15 protein-coding genes and 2 pseudogenes are annotated in these 16,128 nt (G+C 69.1%); 11 read left to right on the forward strand and 6 right to left on the reverse strand.

Annotated features, from left to right (window positions below; all coding sequences use genetic code 11):
* Positions 1 to 2: 2 nt before the first annotated feature.
* From ACZ5CW_RS26625 to ACZ5CW_RS26655, 7 genes are read left to right on the forward strand one after another with little or no spacing between them, the layout of a single operon-like run.
* Positions 3 to 389, forward strand: coding sequence for a cupin domain-containing protein (locus ACZ5CW_RS26625; RefSeq protein WP_468605551.1), 387 nt, complete (start codon positions 3 to 5; stop codon positions 387 to 389).
* A complete protein-coding gene (locus tag ACZ5CW_RS26630; RefSeq protein WP_468605553.1) occupies positions 386 to 1,429 on the forward strand; it encodes a pyridoxal phosphate-dependent aminotransferase in 1,044 nt (347 codons plus the stop codon). The genes ACZ5CW_RS26625 and ACZ5CW_RS26630 overlap by 4 nt, the downstream gene beginning before the upstream one ends.
* Before the next feature lies 1 nt (position 1,430).
* Positions 1,431 to 2,696 carry an MFS transporter gene (locus tag ACZ5CW_RS26635; protein ID WP_468605555.1) on the forward strand — a complete coding sequence of 422 codons (1,266 nt, stop codon included), beginning with the start codon at positions 1,431 to 1,433 and terminating at the stop codon, positions 2,694 to 2,696.
* A 46-nt stretch (positions 2,697 to 2,742) separates the two neighbouring features.
* Complete coding sequence (locus ACZ5CW_RS26640) at positions 2,743 to 3,060, forward strand: phosphopantetheine-binding protein (RefSeq protein WP_468605557.1); 318 nt, start codon at positions 2,743 to 2,745, stop codon at positions 3,058 to 3,060.
* Positions 3,053 to 4,651 (forward strand): amino acid adenylation domain-containing protein, encoded by a 1,599-nt coding sequence (locus ACZ5CW_RS26645; protein WP_468605559.1) that lies wholly within the window; start codon positions 3,053 to 3,055, stop codon positions 4,649 to 4,651. Before ACZ5CW_RS26640 ends, ACZ5CW_RS26645 begins: the two co-directional genes overlap by 8 nt.
* 14 nt (positions 4,652 to 4,665) lie before the next feature.
* Complete coding sequence (locus ACZ5CW_RS26650; protein ID WP_468605561.1) at positions 4,666 to 7,575, forward strand: non-ribosomal peptide synthetase; 2,910 nt, start codon at positions 4,666 to 4,668, stop codon at positions 7,573 to 7,575.
* Between the two features lie 24 nt (positions 7,576 to 7,599).
* The gene (locus ACZ5CW_RS26655; protein ID WP_468605563.1) at positions 7,600 to 8,778 is read left to right on the forward strand and encodes an LLM class flavin-dependent oxidoreductase; all 1,179 of its coding nucleotides are present in this window, start codon (positions 7,600 to 7,602) and stop codon (positions 8,776 to 8,778) included.
* Here the strand turns inward: ACZ5CW_RS26655 and ACZ5CW_RS26660 are convergent.
* Positions 8,750 to 9,211, reverse strand: a complete 462-nt coding sequence (locus ACZ5CW_RS26660; RefSeq protein ID WP_468605565.1) for a pyridoxamine 5'-phosphate oxidase family protein — start codon at positions 9,209 to 9,211, stop codon at positions 8,750 to 8,752. The genes ACZ5CW_RS26655 and ACZ5CW_RS26660 overlap by 29 nt on opposite strands.
* A gap of 322 nt (positions 9,212 to 9,533) precedes the next feature.
* Here ACZ5CW_RS26660 and ACZ5CW_RS26665 point away from each other — a divergent pair.
* A pseudogene (locus ACZ5CW_RS26665) lies at positions 9,534 to 9,786 on the forward strand (MFS transporter); the annotation flags it as partial.
* A 50-nt stretch (positions 9,787 to 9,836) separates the two neighbouring features.
* On the opposite strand, the pseudogene ACZ5CW_RS26670 reads toward ACZ5CW_RS26665, so the two are convergent.
* Positions 9,837 to 10,865: pseudogene (locus ACZ5CW_RS26670) on the reverse strand (serine hydrolase domain-containing protein); the annotation flags it as partial.
* A gap of 367 nt (positions 10,866 to 11,232) precedes the next feature.
* Between ACZ5CW_RS26670 and ACZ5CW_RS26675 the strand changes: the two are divergent.
* The 3 genes from ACZ5CW_RS26675 to ACZ5CW_RS26685 all read left to right on the forward strand — a co-directional run bounded on the left by ACZ5CW_RS26675 (position 11,233) and on the right by ACZ5CW_RS26685 (position 12,781).
* On the forward strand, positions 11,233 to 11,673 hold the full coding sequence (locus ACZ5CW_RS26675; protein WP_468605567.1) for a phage tail protein: 441 nt from the start codon (positions 11,233 to 11,235) through the stop codon (positions 11,671 to 11,673).
* Positions 11,674 to 11,917: 244 nt separating this feature from the next.
* Positions 11,918 to 12,391, forward strand: a complete 474-nt coding sequence (locus ACZ5CW_RS26680; RefSeq protein WP_468605569.1) for a VOC family protein — start codon at positions 11,918 to 11,920, stop codon at positions 12,389 to 12,391.
* A gap of 30 nt (positions 12,392 to 12,421) precedes the next feature.
* Entirely contained in the window at positions 12,422 to 12,781 is a 360-nt protein-coding gene (locus ACZ5CW_RS26685) for a UBP-type zinc finger domain-containing protein (RefSeq protein WP_468605571.1), read from the forward strand.
* Between the two features lie 34 nt (positions 12,782 to 12,815).
* Here ACZ5CW_RS26685 and ACZ5CW_RS26690 read toward each other — a convergent pair whose 3' ends face one another.
* The 4 genes from ACZ5CW_RS26690 to ACZ5CW_RS26705 form a co-directional block, all read right to left on the reverse strand.
* Positions 12,816 to 13,751 carry a DUF5996 family protein gene (locus ACZ5CW_RS26690; protein WP_468605599.1) on the reverse strand — a complete coding sequence of 312 codons (936 nt, stop codon included), beginning with the start codon at positions 13,749 to 13,751 and terminating at the stop codon, positions 12,816 to 12,818.
* A 370-nt stretch (positions 13,752 to 14,121) separates the two neighbouring features.
* A complete protein-coding gene (locus ACZ5CW_RS26695) occupies positions 14,122 to 14,736 on the reverse strand; it encodes a TetR/AcrR family transcriptional regulator (protein WP_468605573.1) in 615 nt (204 codons plus the stop codon).
* Positions 14,737 to 15,147: 411 nt separating this feature from the next.
* Positions 15,148 to 15,600, reverse strand: coding sequence for an NmrA family NAD(P)-binding protein (locus ACZ5CW_RS26700; protein ID WP_468605575.1), 453 nt, complete (start codon positions 15,598 to 15,600; stop codon positions 15,148 to 15,150).
* 21 nt (positions 15,601 to 15,621) lie between these two features.
* Positions 15,622 to 16,128 (reverse strand): IS5 family transposase (locus ACZ5CW_RS26705; protein WP_468605577.1); only part of this gene is annotated, 507 nt, incomplete at its 5' end.

A 16,128-nucleotide genomic window follows, 5' to 3' on the forward strand; every position in this document is an offset into this window, starting at 1 on the left:
CGATGCATCCAGACCCGCTCGTCCGCAGCGATCTCCCCATTGCGGTGCCCGTAGCCGGGCACCACGAACCGGCGCCGTTCTACCTGACCTCCGACATGTTCGGCGGTGTCCCGGTGGAGCTGGCCGGCGGCCCCATCACCCATCTGGTGGGCAAACCCGTGGCGGATCCGCACACCCACGAGGTTCCGGAGATCTACTTCCTCGTCTCACCGAATCCGGGGAAAGCGCGTATCGAGGTCGTCATCGAGGAGGAACGCCGAGAACTGACCTCGCCCGCGCTGTGCTACGTGCCGGCCGGCGCACGGCACCGCTTCCTGACCCTGGAAGCGGAACCAGGCAGTTACTGCTTCGGGTTGCTCCTCGGCAACACCACGGACACGGCACCGTGACGGGCACAGCTCGCCTGCATCTCAGCGAGAGCGCCTACGGCGCGGCTCCCGAGGCCCTGGCAGCCGCAGGGCGTGCACTGGAGCAGGTCTCCGTCTATCCCGACCCCGGCCGGGCCGAGCTGACCGAACTGCTCGCCCGCCACCACGACGTGCAGCCGGATCAGATAGCCGTCGCCAACGGCAGCGACGAGCTGGTCCTGCTCACGGCTCTCTCCGTGGGCGCGAGGGAACTCCCCGGCGTCACCACGGCCGGTACCTTCCCCGGCTACCGGATCTGCCTGGAGAAGGTCGGCCGCGGCTGTCGCGAAGTACCGCTGCGCGGTGTGCACATGAACGTGCCGGAGTTCGGCGCCACGATGCGGCGAAGCGGAATCGCCTATGTGTGCAACCCGCACAACCCCACAGGCGGCACCCTCACCGCGGACGAGCTGACCGACCTCGTGGACGTCGCCACGACAAGCGGTGTCCCTCTCGTCGTCGACGAGGCCTACCTGGAATTCGCCCCTGCCGGAACTCCTCGGCTGAGCGACCACCTCACCCGCGAGCGGCCGCTGCTGAGCCTGCGGACGTTCTCCAAGGCCTACGGACTGGCGTCACTGCGCATCGGCTACGCCATGGGGTCACCCGACCTGATCTCGTCCGTCCGGGCGGCGCAGGGGATGCTCCCGTTCAGCGTCAACCGCGTGGCCCAGGCCGCGGCGGCCGCCACGCTCGGCCGAAGCGGATTCATCGAGTCCGTACGCGAGCGCAATGCCGAGCAGCGAGACTGGTTCCGTGACGAGGTGGCTCGGCGCGGAGGAACCTCCCTTCCTTCCGCCACCAACTTCGTCGCAGTCGCCGTGCAGGCACCCGTCGCGGTCGCCGAGAAGCTGGCCACCGAACACGACGTCCTCGTGCGGGACGCCGAGGCGTTCGGGCTGGGCGGATACATCCGTGTCTCACTCGGGCGCCGTGACGAACTGCTGAGGCTCCTCGACGCGTTGGAGAGCCTCGGCGCACTCATCGGCGCACCTGCGACAGCCGACGATCAGAGAGACTGAGATGAGAACGATCGATAGGGCACGGGCCCTGCCCAGTGCGGTCAAGGTCCTGCTGGTGACCAACGCCGTGAGCGCTTTCGGCGGTGGCCTCGTGCTGCCGTTCCTCTGGGTGTACCTGACCGGTGTCCGGCACCTGGCGGAGTGGATTCCCGCGGCCACCCTGGCCGTTCAGGCCCTCACCGCCGTAGCGGGCGGGCTGGTGTGGGGTGTCCTCGTCGACCGCCTTTCCCAGCGTGCCATCGCTCCGCTCGTGATGACCCTCGCGGGCGTGGGCACGGCCCTGTACGCCGTGGTCGACTCCGCACCCCTGGCGCTGGCGGCCGCGGTCGTCTACGGCCTCGGCATCAGCGGAGTCGGTACCGCCCTCAGGGTGATGTACGCCTCCACGGCGGAGAAGTCGCAGCGCGAGTTCGTCTTCTCCCTCGACTACTCGACCCTGAACATCATGATGGGCCTGGGCGTCGTGGTCGGCGGTCTGGTGGCCGTGGCCGGTTTCGGCACCCGGTCCGAGCGCTACGCCCTGCTCTTCCTCGTCGACGGCCTCACCTTCCTCCTCACCGCGGCAGCGTGTGCGCTTCTCCTGCCCGGTACCGTCGCGCAGAGCCGCCCGAAGGAAGAACGCTCCGGCGGCTACCTCGCCGTACTGCGCGACCGTCAGCTGCTCACGGTGCTCGTCATCACGTTCGTGCTGATGACGACCTCCATCAGTCAGTACAAGTCGGGCCTGCCCGGCTATCTGACGAGCACCGACGCCGTCAGCGCGGGCGGCCTGTCGTTCACCTTCGCGCTCAACATCGTGGTCGTCGCGGTGGTGCAGTTCCTCGTCATGCCGTACCTGGAAAAGTACTCGCGGTACTCCCTGCTCGCCGCGAGCGGACTGCTCTTCGCCGCATGCTGGGCCCTCGCCTATGCCGCCGGCTCCACCAGCGGGACCAATGCCCTGGCCCTCGCCGCCGCCGGCATGGTTGCGCTGTCCATCGGCGAGGCGCTGGTCATGCCCATTCTGACCGCGATGCTCAACAACCTCGTGCACGACGACCTTCGCGGACGGGCCAACGCCCTGCTGTCGATGACCATCTCGACCAGCTCCGTCATCGCCCCCGTCATCGCGGGTGCCGCACTGCCCTGGCACAACGGCACCGGCCTGGTCGTCGGCATGGTCGCGGGGTGCCTTCTCGGGACGGTGCTCATCCTCTCGCTGCGCACGGGAGACACCACCGAGACCTCGCCGGACGCCGTTTCCGCCGACGCCTCGACATCCGCCTGATCCACCGCGTTCGCCGTGCCCTGCCGGCGCCTCACTTGGAGAGAACATGAACCAGCCTCGCGAGGACTACACCGACACGGCCTACAGCGCCCCCCAGGGTCCGTTGGAGACCCTGGTCGCCGCGGTCGTCGCCGATGTCCTGGGAATCGAGCGCGTCGGCCGCGACGACAGCTTCTACGACTTCGGCGGTACGTCCCTGCAGGCGATCCGGGTCTGTGCGCGCATCGAAAAGGAGTCCGGCCGAAAAGTCGAGCCGGTCGTGCTCTTCGAGCATGACGTGATCTCCGACCTGGCGGCGCGGCTGGAGCGGACCACGCAGGAGCAGAGCCCGGCTGCGCACGGCCAGGAGGCACACAGTGGCTGACCGTGTCATTCACGAAGCCGTTGCCCGCATCGCGGCCGACAGGCCCGGCGACCCCGCTCTGATCCACGCTGACCGCACCGTCGACTTCGGGACGCTGAACGCGGCTGCCGACGCCTACGCTGCCCGGCTCGCCGACCGGGGCGTCACACGCGGCGACATCGTTCCCCTGCTCATGCCGCGGTCGCCCCAGACGGTGGCCCTCCAACTCGGCGTACTGAAATGCGGTGCGGCGTACGCGGGACTGGACCGGCGCTGGCCGCGCGAACGTCGCAAGAGCCTGCTGGACTGGATGCACCCTCGCCTGCTCGTCGTCCCGGCCGGCGACGAGGCCGCAGAAGACGAGAGCCACCCGGTGTTCGCCGTCCCGGACGAGGACCTCGGAGATCTCGCCGCGGGGGCACCGGAACGCCCGGACGTCCCGGTGTCCCCGGAAGACCTGGCCACCGTGTTCTTCACCTCGGGAACCACGGGTGTGCCGAAGGGCGTCATGGCCCCCCACCAGGCCGTCACCCGGTTGTTCCGGCCGGGCGGACTGCCCGGCTTCGGCCCCGGCAAGGCTCTGCCCCAGGCCGCCCCACCGGCCTGGGACATGTATGCCTTCGAGGTGTGGGGCGCCCTGACCAGCGGTGCGACGAGCGTCCTCGTCGACGGTGACCACCTGCTGCCCAGTGACCTGCGCCGCGCCGTACGTGACCACGGCGTCACGACCTTGTGGCTCACCACCGCGCTCTTCAACCTCTTCGTCGACGAGGACCCGGAGTGCTTCCTGGGGCTCGGGCACGTCTTCACCGGCGGGGAAAAACTCTCCCCCCGCCATGTCGAGGCATTCCTCCGCCACCACCCGGACATTCCGCTCTTCAACGGATACGGACCGGCGGAGAGCGCGATGCTCACCACCACCCGCAGGATCCTGCCTGAGGACTGCGCGGTGCCCGGAGGCATCCCCCTGGGCACCGCCGTCCCCGGCACGAGCGTGGCGCTGCTGGAACCTGACGGCCGTCCCAGCCCGGCCGGCGCGCCCGGCGAGATCTGGATCTCCGGTGAGGGACTCGCGATCGGCTATCTGCACGATTCCGAGATGACCGCCCGGCAGTTCCGGACGATCCGCCTCGACGGCCACGACGTCCGGGCCTACCGCACGGGGGACCTCGGGGTCGCTGACGAGGACGGCACGTTCCACTTTCGCGGGCGCGCCGACCGCCAGCTGAAGATCAGCGGTCACCGCATCGAGCCCGCCGAGGTGGAGAACGCCGCTCGCGTCCTGTCAGGTGTCCAGGACTGCGCCGTCGTCCCGACCGGCGCACCCGATGGCACGGTCACCGGGCTGGCGCTCTTCTATCTCTGCGCAGACCGGTCCGGCGACCTCGCCGACCGAGGGCAGGATCCGCTGGACGTACGGGTACAGCTGGCACGCTCGCTGCCTGAGTATCTGGTGCCGGCCGTCGTCCACGCGCTGGACCGCTTCCCGGTCACCGCGAACGGGAAGCTGGACCGCAACGCCCTCGGCGATCTGGCGCGCCGTCTTCCCCGAGCCCGCCGCCGCGTCGGGTCCGGCCCGGCCCGTGCCACCGAACCCCTGCCCACAGCATGAACAGAAAGGGCACCATGGCCGTCGAATCCGCGGCTGCCGACTATCCGGTCACCTGGGAGCAGGAGGCGATCTGGGTCGTCGACGCCCTCAGCCAGGACGACCAGTCGGCGTACGTCGAACTCTGGGCCCACCGACTGCGGGGACCGGTGGACCCGGAGTCGGTCCAGTGGGCACTGGAGCAGATCGTCGACCGCCACGAAGCACTGCGCAGCACCTATGGCCTGAAGGGCGGCCGCGTGGTCCAGACCGTGCAGCCGGAAGGCCGTCCGGACTTCTCGCTCAGCGACTGCTCGGCGGAGGAACTGTCCGCCCGCCTCGCCGATCTCGCCGCGGAACGGCTCGACCTCACTCGAGCGCCGCTGCGCGCCGAACTGCTCCGCATCGCACCGGACGACTGGGTGCTCGCCGTCCTCATGCACCATCTGGTCATCGACGACTGGGCGTTCGGTGAGATGGACCGGGAGTTCGGGGAGCTGTACCGGGCGAGGGCGGAGGGGCGTTTGCAGACGCTGGACCCGCTTCCGTTGCAGATGGGTCCCTACGCGCTGCGCCAACGGTCCGGGGGCGTCGATCCGTCGCTGCTCGCCCACTGGCGAGGCGCGCTGGACGGGGCGCCCGAACTGTCCACCGTGCCGCCGGACCACCCCAGACCCGCTGAACTCGGCACGCGTGGCGGACGTGTGCCTCTGGTCCTCGACCGGGACGTGGTGGCAGGGATCCGCCGGACCGCCCGGGCGAATCGCACGACCCCCTTCGTCGTGCTGGCCGCAGCGGTGACCGCCCTGCTTCACCGGCACAGCGGCCAGGAGGACCTCGTTCTCGGCGTGCCGGTTTCCCGTCGCGGCTCCGCCGACGTGGACGGACTCGTGGCGTGCCTGACCGACACCATGCCGTTGCGCTGTTCCGTGGGCGCTGAGACGAGTTTCGCGGACCTGGTGGCCGACACCCGGTCCGCGGTGGTCGAGATGATGCGGCACAAGGACGTGCCCCTGAGCGAGCTGGTGCGTGAGACGGGGCGAAGCGAGGACCTCAGCAAGTCCCCTTTGTTCCAGACCGTTCTGGTCGTCGACGACGCCCCTCGAACGGCCCTGGCCCTGCCCGGTGTGGCGGAGGAGCGGCTGTACGTTCACTCCGGCCGGGCCAAGTTCGACCTCTGCCTGACGCTGGTCGCGGATCGCGGCGGCTATCGCGGTTTCCTGGACTACGCGTCGGACCTCTTTCTGCCCGAGACCGCGGAGCGTGTCGCGCGGCGGTTCCGTACGCTCGTGGCGTCCGCCGTCGCCGAGCCCGAGCAGCGGATCGGAGCCCTGCGGCTGCTTCCTCCCGAGGAGGAGGCACTGGTCACAGGCCCGCTGGCGGCAGGGGGGCCAGAGCCGGCACGGGCGCCCCTCGTCCACGAGGCATTCGAGACGGTACGTGCCCGCATGCCGCAGTCGACCGCCGTCGTATGGCGCGACCGGGAACTGACCTACGCGGAGCTGGGTGACGCCGCCGACCGGCTTGCACGTCGACTCGTCGAACTGGGCACGGCAGGGGAGCCCGTAGGCATCCTGCTGGACCGGTCCTTCGATCTCACGGTGGCCGTGCTCGCGGTGCTGAAAGCAGGGTTGCCCTACGTACCGTTGGACCCGCAGTACCCTCCCGCACGCGTCCAGCACATGGTCGAGGACAGCGCACTGCGTATCCTGCTGACCCACGGCACCCTGCCCGACAGCCTGCTTCTCCCGGAGGACATCACGGTCCTGCGTGCTCAGGACGGATGGGCAGCCCAGCCGCTGGAGTTCGCGCACGAGGACAGCCGTACGGCTCTGCCCTCGGCAAGGCCGGACGATCTCGCGTACATCATGTACACCTCCGGCTCCAGCGGCCGTCCCAAGGGCGTACGGATGCACCACGGGGCACTGGCCAACCTCATCGACTGGCAGTGCCGCAACTCCGGCTGCGGGGTGGGCGATCGCACCCTGCAGTTCGCGGCACTGAGCTTTGACGTGTCCTTCCAGGAGATGTTCAGTACATGGGTCGCCGGCGGGACTCTGGTCCTTGTCGACGCCGACGAGCGGGCCGACTACGACGCCTTGTCCGAGCTGATGGAAAAGCAGCGGGTCAAACGGCTGTTCGTACCGTTTGCCGCCTTGCAGGCATTCACCCACTACGCGGCCGCACTGAACCTGCCGGCACCGTCACACCTGACCGAGGTTGTCACCGCAGGTGAGCCGCTGCAGGTGAGCCCTGCGATTCGCCGGTTCTTCACCGGACTTGGCGCTCAGCTCATCAACCAGTACGGCCCCACGGAAACCCACGTGGTGACCTGTCTCGCCCTGAGCGGGGACCCCTCGTCCTGGCCCTCGCTGCCCACGGTAGGACGGCCCGTCGACGGTGTGCGGGTATACGTCCTGGACGACGCCCTGCGTCCGCAGCCCATCGGTGTCGCCGGCGAGTTGTGCGTTGCGGGGGTGGCCGTGGCACACGGATACCACGGGGTGCCGGAACTGACAGAGGAGAGGTTCGTCCCCGACCCGTTCATGCCCGGTTCTGCCATGTATCGGACGGGCGATCTGGCCGTCATGCTTCCTGACGGGCAGCTACAGCTCCTGGGGAGGCTGGACGGGCAGGTCAAGATTCGGGGTCACCGAATCGAACTCGGTGAGATCGAGGCCGCGCTGCGCGGCCGGCCCGGGATCGCAGACGTCGCTGTCGTACTCGTCGCATCCGGGGGACGCAGGCAACTCACCGCACATTACGTGACCGAGACACATGCCACAGTCGATGAGACCGCTCTTCGCGGGGCGCTGCTGAGCTGCCTGCCCGACCACATGGTGCCCGAGGTCTTCGTCCGCTGGGCGGACGGGCTTCCGCGCACGCCCAGCGGCAAGGCCGACCGGAAGGCGTTGACCGACTGGCCCTCCGACGTCGCGCCCCGCTGAGCGGCCGACAAGAAAGCAGCACGTATGTCCCTTGAGTTCATCGGAATGATCGGTACGCGGAATCCGGCGGGGGGCCCAGCCGTTGATCCGGCGTACAGCGTCGACTTCGCCCGGGTGCACGAAGAGGCAGGGTTCGATCGCGTCCTGATCGGGCTGAGTTCCAGCACACCCGACGGCTTGCTGACAGCCGGGCACCTTGCGTCACAGACCGAGCGGCTCGGCTTCCTGGTCGCGCACCGGCCTGGTTTCATCGCCCCCACCGTGGCTGCACGGGCCTTCGCGACACTGGACCACCTCTCCGCAGGGCGGGTGGCGCTGCACGCGATCTCGGGCGGTCACGACGCCGAACAGCGCCGTGACGGTGACTATTTGGACAAGGAAGCACGTTACGAGCGCACGGACGAGTACCTGGATGTCCTGAAGCGCATCTGGACGTCGGCCGGGCCCATCAGCCACCACGGGAAGCACTACCGCTTCGAGGACTTCCGTTCTGAGGTCGCTCCCCTGCAGCAGCCCCGGATTCCGATCTACTTCGGAGGATCCTCGCCCGCCGCCTACCGGGTAGGGGGTAAGCACGCCGACGTGTTCGCTCTGTGGGGTGAGCCGCTGGCTGAGACAGCACAACAGATCGAGGCCATCGAAAAGGCTGCACGCGCGGAGGGCCGGACGGATCCTCCACGCATCAGTGTCTCGTTCCGGCCCATTCTCGGGGCCACGGAAGAGGAAGCCTGGGAGCGCGCGCACCGCGTCCTGGACACCATCCGGCGCAACGGAACAGCCGGGTCGTTTTTTGACAAGTCCCGGCCGCCACTGCCACTCGGGCCGGACACCCGACCCGAGAACGCCGGCTCGCAGCGTCTCCTTGCCGCGGCGGCAGCCGGTGAGCGCCATGACCGCGCCCTGTGGACGGCCCCGGCGGCCGCCACCGGCGGGGCAGGAAATTCAACAGCCCTGGTCGGCACGCCCGAGACCGTGGCCCTGGCGCTCCTCGACTATGCCGAAATCGGAGTCTCGACGTTCCTGCTGCGTGGATACGATCCTCTGAGCGACGCAGCCGACTTCGGCACACAGCTGTTGCCGCTGGTACGCGAAGAGGCCCAGCGCCGCGGAATCTCAAGCAGTACCCCAGCTGTCGATCGTGATCCGAGGGAGGCGCGTCGGCGAGGGACGGCCGCTATTCCAGCCACACCCCGTCGCGCATGATGACTCTCCCGCGTAGCTCCGGCTCGCCGCGCCAAGCGCGCACAGTCCTCGGGACCACGCGTACATACAGAAAGGAACCCTCTTCCACACGTGGATCCCACCCGAACTTGTCGGCGAACGCCTCCGCTGCGCCTCCGGGCACCTCATGGTCCGGGAAGCACTCCGCCTCACCCTGGAGGAGCACCACGTCGAAGGTGTCCGGTAGCGCCAGGCGCACGCGCGGCTCCTTGCGGACGTTCCGCGCAGTCACGGAAGTGGCGCTGGTGCACATCCACACTGCTCGCCCGTCCCACAAGAACCACAGCGGCACCTGGTGCGGCCCGTGATCAGGGTGAGCCGTCGACACCCATACATCCCGCTCGGTGGCGAGCCGCTCCAGAGCGTCGCGCATACGCTCCGCCGTCCGGCGACGAACGATTCCCGTGGTCTCCATGAGGCCCGACCCTAGTCAAGCAGGCGCGAAGCACGCCTGAGCCGCAGGACCTACTCCCAGCGACCTATGCCCCCCAGCCATTGGCTCGGGGCGACCAACTTCGGTGCTCGGAGCGGCCAGCGGAAGTGCTCAGTCACACGGGTAGTGGCCGGCCGCGTCGCAGAAGAGACACAGCCGGACTCCTTCCGCCGTACGCCCGGCCCTCAATCGCCTTTCGTGCCCTGCCGAGCGGGAGCTGGTGTTCGCGCAGCGAGTGACTCACGAGGAGCGAAGACATGGTCGGTCGTCCGAGCACGCGTTGACGTTCAGGGCCGTGAGCGGCCTGTCATCGCGTGCTGCCCTTGATGCGCGGCATGGCGAGCCTTCCCTTCCCGCTGCCCGGATCTGGGTGGGCCAGACGGCCTCCCAACTGGGCGAACACGCAAGCCCGGTGGTCCTGCTGCGCCGTCCTGACGCTCAACGCCGACGCCGGCCGGCAGGGCGTCCTGCGCGCGGTGGGCCAGGTGCCGATCCAGCTGCTGTCGTTCTTCGCCGGCGCGTGGGTGGACAGGTGGCGGATCCGCACACTGATGATGCCGGCTGCCTTCCCCGAGGGACTGTCGTTCCCGAGACCCTCGTGTCCTCGTCACCGTCGGCTGCGCGCCGCGCTCCTCCAGAAGTCCCGCATCAGCGGTGTCGGTGTCGGGTTTTCCATCGCGACCTGCGTCAGCAGAATCGCGACCGCTCCCGTGGACGGGTCGATGTGCGCCGTAGTACCCGTGCCGCCCACCCAGCCGTAGCGGCCGGGGACGTTCCAGGGGTCGGTCCGGGTGACGTCGACCTGGCCGCCGTAGCCCCAGCCCTGGCCCTCCAGGAAGAGGGTGGCGTTCGCGCGCTGCCCGGCCGTGAGGTGGTCGGTCGTCATGCGGCTGACCGAGGCGGGGGTGAGGATGCGGTGGCCGCCCGCCTCGCCTCCGTTCAGCAGCATGCGGGCGAAGGCCAGCCAGTCGTCGGCGGTGGAGGCGAGGCCCCCGCCGCCCGAGGGGAAGCGGGGGAGGCGGCTCCACTCCCCGTCCGGGGCGTCCGCCAGTGCCAGGGTGCCGTCCGGGGCCGGCGTGTAGAACGAGGTGAAGCGGTGCCGCTTCACCGCGGGAACCTCGAAAGCCGTGTCCGTCATCCCCAGCGGCTCGAAGATCCGCTCCGCCAGGAAGTCGGGGAACGTACGGCCCGACGCCCGGGCGACCAGGATGCCCTGGAGGTCGGAGGAGGTGCCGTACAGCCAGGCCTCTCCCGGCTGGTGCAGCATGGGCACCTGGGCGAGCAGACCCACCCAGGTGTCCGAGTCCGGCCAGTCCTGCAGGGCGCGGCCGTCCTTCTGCACAGCGAACAGGGACTGCACGGCCGGGAGTGAGAAGTCGGCGGGGAAGCCCCAACCGGTGCGGGAGCTGAGCAGGTCCTCGACCGTGATCGGGCGGGCCGCCGGGACGACGTCCTCGACCGGCCCGTCCGCGGTGCGCACCACGCTCGGCTTCGCCAGTTCCGGCAGCCACGCCTCGACGGGCGCGTCCAGGGCGAGCTGTCCGTCCTCGACCAGCATCAGAACCGCCGCCGCTGCGATGGGCTTGGTGATCGACGCGATACGGAAAAGTGAGTCCCTCTCCATCGGGGGCCTTCCGCTCGGCTGGTCGTCGCGTGTACGACTCCCCAGGCGGCGGAAAGTTATCGGCTCCGCGCAGATGGTCCACATCGAGCGACATGGAGGGGCGGGACGCCCGCTGCCACGGCCGTGGAGCTGCATCGGCTCGGGCAAGGACCACGCCATGTCCTGATGCCTTCCACGCCGACCACGCACCAGGTCGGCGATCGGGGTGGTGGCAGGCAGGTCGGTCTTCCAGTAGCCGGTCGGCTCGTCGGCTGCTTCAGGCCGTTCGACGGGTGGATTGCCTTGATCCGATAGGCGCGCCTCAGGGGTGCGACATCCGAGGCAAGGGACTATCGGCAATGAAGCAGGTCGAAGGGACGAGCAGCGGGAGGTAACCGTCGTGTTGACCGGTGACAGTTTCAGTGGCAGCACCTTTGCCATCGAGCTGGGCAAGTTCCAAGTCGAGACGGTCCAGAGCGTGTCTGGGCTGCAACTGGAACAGGACGTGGTCGAGGTCCGGCAGGTGTCCCCGACCGGGGAACTGCTCATCCGCAAGCAGCCGGGCGCACGCAAGACCGGTGAGATCACGATCACCCGCGGTATGGACAAGAGCACCGCATTCACCGACTGGATCAAAGCCACGCTGGTCAACGCCGACCTCGACGGTGCCCGGCAGAACCTCACCATCGCTCTGAAGGACGCGAAGAAGCAGACCGTTCGGCGTATCCACCTCAGCAACGCCTGGGCGTCCCGCTGGGAAGGCCCCTCACTGGGGGCTTCTGAGACCGGGCCCGCAACCGAGCAGGTGACGATCACCTACGAGGACATCACCGTCGAGTAGGCACGACTGACTCACCGATCACGCCCCACCCGGGTCACGAACGGGGCCAGGGACGAATCGCAGCGCCGGTCACAGTGCCTCCCCGCCTTCACAGGACTGCCAGCCGGCCACAGAAAGTGCCTCTGACCAGGGAGAATGAGGATTGTCGAGGTCCTTGTTCCCGCACCGACCGGAGGCACTACCCAGGTGAAGAGGCGCACCGGCTGAGAATGCCGCACGGCCATGCGCGCCATACGCTCGACGTATGTCCGACGTCACGTCTGCCGGCGCCACAGCCGACGACCTTCCCGCACCGGCCGAGGGGCTGGTGCTCACGCACTTCCTCACGGTCAGCGATGTCCCTCGCTCGCGGGCGTTCTACGCCGACGTACTGGGTGGAACGGTGGTGCTGGATGAGAACCCCTGCATCGTCAAGGCCGCCAACAGCTGGATCATCATGAACCCGGGCGGCGGGCCCACCGACGACAAACCCGATGTCGTCCTGCGCACACCGGAAGACCCCAACACCGTCTCCAGCTTTCTGAACGTACGGGTGGCGGACATCCACGACTTCTACGCCACGGCGAGCGCCAAAGGGGCCGAGTTCCTCACCCCGCCCATCGACCGCCGCGCCGAGCTGCGCTGCTACATGCGCGATCCGGACGGCTACCTCATCGAGGTGGGCCAGGCCACGGGGCTACTCAAGGGCATCCTGGCGCGCACCGGCACCGAAACCTGACGACGGCGCCTCATCAGGGAGGCATCCCTCATGCCACACGACCAGATCCCAGGCCTCGATCCGACCGCCACTCCCAGCGGAGCAGGCTGTGTGGAGTGCACGGCGGGCGACGGCCCGGGGTGGTGGTTCCACCTGCGGCGCTGCGCGGCGTGCGGGCATATCGGCTGCTGTGATTCCTCACCCTCGCAGCACGCGACGAAGCACGCGCGCGAGGCGGGACACCCCTTCCTGACCAGCTTCGAACCGGGAGAGAGCTGGTTCTGGAATATCGAGACCGACCAGTACTACGAGGGGCCGGAGCTGGCCCCGCCCACCGCGCACCCGGCCTCGCAGCCCACTCCGGGCCCGCGGGACAAGGTCCCCGAGGACTGGGAGAGGCAGCTCCACTGACCGCCCTCGACCGTTGGACTTCCCGGTCCGGGCGTCAGATCTGCCGGACCGGGTCCGTGATGCCTCCGGGGCACGCGAGCGCCGCGATGTCCCATCCGGCGCGTCCGGCTCCGGCCTGGTAGGCGCTTTCGTAGAAGGCGAGGACGGCGGCACGGGGATCGGTCTCGACGCGGGCCACGTCGTAGCGCAGCACGGCCAGGTGGCTGTCGCCGCGCCTGACCCACCGCGCGGACGCGGGGCTGAGCGGCTCCCCGGCCAGGCCGGCGGGCTCGGGGGCGGTGTAGGAGTAGAAGGCGGGCTCGGTGAAGGTGTCGTCGCCGAACCAGAAGCCGAAGCTGATCACTTCCCGGGAGTACGCCTCCCGGGTGACGGGGTCGACCTGCCGGGGCTGGTCGATCTGTCGCCCGGAGAACCGGCTGTGGGCGATGTCGAAGGTGTGCCAGAAGTGGTGCACCGGGCTGTGCTTTCCCGAGTAGCCCGCAGCGAACTCCTCCAGCACGGACGCCACCTGGCTCAGGACCCGCCAGTAGCGGTTGGCGGCCACGGGATCGTAGGTCGCGTGCTCGGTGTCCTGGGCGAACGGCCGGCCGGCGTCGGGCAGGTCGAAGGGCCTGGGGATGGCGATGTCCACCCGGACGTCCAGCGCGGTCAGAGCGGCCAGGGTCGCGTCGTGGAAGGACGCGACGGACTGGCCCGGAAGCGGGAAGGACCGTTCTTCGCCGTCCAGCGTCGCGACGATGAGCCGGTGGTCGACGAAGTCGAAGTCGATCGTGAAGATCCGATTCCCGTCGACCTGACTCATCGGACGCGTGGTGATGCCGCGCCCCGTGAGATGGAACGGGACGTTCCACCAGTGGTTGCACCGGGCGCTCGCCGCCAGTCGGATCTTGCCGACGATCTGTGCGAAGCGGTGCAGTGTCTCCTTGGTGTCCCGCCACTCCGTCAGCGGCATCGGTGGGAACAGTTCCATCACGCTCCCATGATGACCCCGTGGGCGGCGTCCGGCACCCGCGCCGGGGGGCCGGAGAGAGCATCACGTCGCCGGTGGCAGGCACCGGGTCTTCGACCTCGGTCCGTTCCAGGACCTCGGGACCACCGGGTTCCCTGATCGACAGCAGAACCGCACCCCGGCCTTCCGTAACCTCTGGCCGGCCGTCAACTACTTCGATCGAAGCGGCCGTTCGACCATCCGCCGTACCACTGCGGCACCAGGCGGTCGTCGCCCTGAACCGTGTGACCGTCAATGCCTTCGTCACCACTCTCGTGGTGGGCGCGTCCGGAACCAGCGCGTTCCGGAACACGCGCCGCCGCGAGACACATGTACGGCCCTTGCACCGTGGCTACTTGGACGGTGCAGGGGCTGCTGCCTGCGACAGCGCCGCGGAGGCGGAGAACAGTCCGTGGACGGCGGCGCGGACCTGGTCGGCGACCACCTCGGGGGAGGAGGCGTCGAGCTTGCCGTCGAGGTGCAGGAACGCCAGGCCGTGGACCAGGGCCCATACCGTGGTCGACAGCGCGTCCGGGTCGACGCCGGGGAAGGCGGTGCGGACGATGGTGCGCACGTACTCCGAGATGGCGGCGGTCGCGCTGACCCGCTCCTCGCTGTTCGGATCGCACGGCTCGGCGAACATCACCCGAAACAGCGCGGGATGCTCCAGGGCGAAGCGAACGTACGCCACGGCGACCGCGGCGAGCTGGTCGGCAGTCGCGGGCGACGGATGCGCGGCGGCCAGGTGTTCGGCGAGTTCACGGTAGCCCTCCGCGGCGACTGCGGACACGAGCGCGTCGCGGTCCGCGTAGTGACGGTAGGGAGCCGCCGCCGAAACCCCGGCCCGCCGCGCCACCGCCCGTAGGGACAGTCCTGCACTCCCGTCCTCTTCCAGCAGCTCCCGCGCCGCGCGCAGGCACGCGGCGCGCAGATCGCCGTGGTGATACGAGCCACCTGCCTGCGGCATACGTCACACTTCCTTATGTTTGCAGCGCTTACGTTGCCCTCTGGTGTGAATGGTGCACACATCGTAAGCGATGGAGAGGGAAGCGGGAAACTCCAATGAGTCAGAGAGCTATTCCCGCCGTGGTCCCTGCGCTCCGGGCAGGCGCTGTGCCATCGGATCGCCAAGGCGGCCATCGGGGGGAACGCGGCGGCGACGGCCGGTTGCCCGATCAGCGGCTGACAGGGTTGTGCTGACGCTGAGCCGCCGGTGGCACAGGTGGGTCGCTGGTGGCAGGTGAGGGTGCAGGCGTTGCTGGCGAAGCCCTGAAGCGGTTTGCTCGACGCTCGCAGCGTCGGTGCAGCGGCGCCCGGCGCGGCCGGATCGCCTCGCGACGGCGGCGATGCCGGCCGGATGCCTGGTACCGGGGGCCGTTCAGGTCAGGACTGCGGGCTTGAGCACCTCCTGGCACCACTGGCGAAAGCCGGTGGGGGCGGCTGATGTCATGGCCTTCTGCTCGGCATCGTAGATGCCGTCGTTCTGGGCGGCGGCCATGTCGACCAGGCCCTGTGCCCAAGCGTCACTCATGCCGTACTGCGTCATCGTCGCCTTATATGCCTGTGCCTCGACCTGCTGGAAGCGGATCGGGCGCTCCAGCACCTCGGACAGGACCTGCGCCATGTCATGGGGGGACAACGTGTCGCCGATCACCGGGACGGTGTCCTGTCCGCTCCAGGAGCCGTCGGTCAGTAGGGCGGCGGCAGTCGCGGCTATGTCGCGGGTGGCGACCGTTGCCAGTGGGCGGTCGGCGGTGTTCGCCATGTAGAACATCCTCTGGCTCTTGATCGCCTCGACCTGGTTGAGGAGGTTTTCCATGAAGAACGGCATGGCTAGGGAGCGTTTTGCCGATCATGTGTCTAGCCAGATGAGTGTGCTGGCCAAGGTGATGGCGGCGCGGTAGCGGCCGGGCTGTTTGTCGTAGCGGGTAGCGATGCCCCGCCACTGCTTGAGGCGGTGGAAGCAGCGTTCGGCGACGTTGCGGCGCCGGTAGACGGCCCTGTCGTAGCCGCACCGACGCTCGCCGCGCCGTGCCCGGCCTGCGAGTTGGTCGACACGCTCGGGGATGGTCGCCTTGATCCCGCGTCTGCGCAGGTAGGCACGGAAGGAACGGGCTGAGTAGCCCTTGTCGGCCACGACCCGTCCGGGCCGCCGACGGGGGCGTCCCGGCCCGGGCCGGGCGACGCGGATCGCGTCGATGACCGCTTCGGCCTGGGTGCAGTCGTTGCGGGTGCCGGCGGTAACCGTGAAGGCCAACGGCCGGCCCCGCCCGTCGCAGGCCAGGTGGATCTTGCTGGTCAGCCCGCCTCGGGAGCGTCCCAGCCCTCGTTCCTCGAGCCCCCTTTGGCGGCAGTGTGC

This window comes from Streptomyces sp. NPDC031379, assembly GCF_055569615.1.

Coding starts and splice junctions, on each gene's coding strand:
- ACZ5CW_RS26695 (WP_468605573.1), bottom strand. CDS start 14,736: ATGCCGCAGGCAGGTGGCTCGTATCACCACGGCGATCTGCGCGCCGCG.
- ACZ5CW_RS26685 (WP_468605571.1), top strand. CDS start 12,422: ATGCCACACGACCAGATCCCAGGCCTCGATCCGACCGCCACTCCCAGC.
- ACZ5CW_RS26690 (WP_468605599.1), bottom strand. CDS start 13,751: ATGGAACTGTTCCCACCGATGCCGCTGACGGAGTGGCGGGACACCAAG.
- ACZ5CW_RS26655 (WP_468605563.1), top strand. CDS start 7,600: ATGTCCCTTGAGTTCATCGGAATGATCGGTACGCGGAATCCGGCGGGG.
- ACZ5CW_RS26680 (WP_468605569.1), top strand. CDS start 11,918: ATGTCCGACGTCACGTCTGCCGGCGCCACAGCCGACGACCTTCCCGCA.
- ACZ5CW_RS26650 (WP_468605561.1), top strand. CDS start 4,666: ATGGCCGTCGAATCCGCGGCTGCCGACTATCCGGTCACCTGGGAGCAG.
- ACZ5CW_RS26660 (WP_468605565.1), bottom strand. CDS start 9,211: ATGGAGACCACGGGAATCGTTCGTCGCCGGACGGCGGAGCGTATGCGC.
- ACZ5CW_RS26640 (WP_468605557.1), top strand. CDS start 2,743: ATGAACCAGCCTCGCGAGGACTACACCGACACGGCCTACAGCGCCCCC.
- ACZ5CW_RS26635 (WP_468605555.1), top strand. CDS start 1,431: ATGAGAACGATCGATAGGGCACGGGCCCTGCCCAGTGCGGTCAAGGTC.
- ACZ5CW_RS26625 (WP_468605551.1), top strand. CDS start 3: ATGCATCCAGACCCGCTCGTCCGCAGCGATCTCCCCATTGCGGTGCCC.
- ACZ5CW_RS26700 (WP_468605575.1), bottom strand. CDS start 15,600: ATGCCGTTCTTCATGGAAAACCTCCTCAACCAGGTCGAGGCGATCAAG.